1 protein-coding gene is annotated in these 781 nt (G+C 51.0%); it reads right to left on the bottom strand.

The window, feature by feature from the left end; genetic code table 11:
• Positions 1-188: 188 nt before the first annotated feature.
• A complete protein-coding gene (locus GFJ41_RS19950) occupies positions 189-734 on the bottom strand; it encodes a ribulose-1,5-bisphosphate carboxylase small subunit (RefSeq protein WP_170075980.1) in 546 nt (181 codons plus the stop codon).
• Positions 735-781 lie beyond the last annotated feature (47 nt).

Below are 781 nucleotides of genomic sequence, written 5' to 3'. Positions count from 1 at the left end.
TATTAATTAAGCAAATGGATCGTTCATGATATGATATTTATGCTCATACATTCCGCCGGAGATCCGAGAGTAGAAGATTCACAATATGAGTTTGCATACAAAACAAATAGCAAAAAGAAAAAAAATAACCCCTAGACCACTCCACGTGTCATGAAAGTCAATTCATGGGTCGGGTCGAACTAGGACGCTTAGTAGCCTGCTGGCCTGGCGGCGATGAAACTGACGATCTGGACTTGACGCTTGGGGTTGAATCCGATGATTCTAACGAATGCTTCGGGGTGGAGGATCTTGACCTCCTCCAACTCCTTCAACACCTGTACGGGGTCGTTGCAGCCGAACATGGGCAGCTTCCACATTGTCCAGTACCTTCCATCATAGTACCCGGGGGAACGGTTGTTCTCACGGTGTGGGAATGCGTTCTTGGGGTCCAATTCGAATTCGATGCAAGGCACGAGGTCTTCACGGAGGAGGAATTCAACTTCCTTGAGGAGTTGCTCGGTTGTTAGAGGGGGAAGGTACGACAATGTCTCGAACTTCTTTAGTCCCTCAGTGGGCCACACCTTCATGCATGAAACTCTTCCACCGTTGTTGGCGATGGTGGTGATGTCGGCGTTCTTGCGGGTGGTGGGGAAGGCGGCGCCGGACTTGAGTCCGGTGAAAGGAGCCACCATGGTGGCCTGAGCCGGGGCGGAGCGGCCGACGACGGCAGCGGTGGAGAGCATTGAGGAAGCCATTTATCTCTCAAAGAAGGGTTACTTAATTTTCTCACTCACACAATGTG

It is taken from the genome of Paraclostridium dentum, assembly GCF_012922555.1.
Taxonomy (GTDB): domain Bacteria; phylum Bacillota; class Clostridia; order Peptostreptococcales; family Peptostreptococcaceae; genus Paraclostridium; species Paraclostridium dentum.
This window is presented reverse-complemented; position numbering and strand designations above follow the sequence as displayed.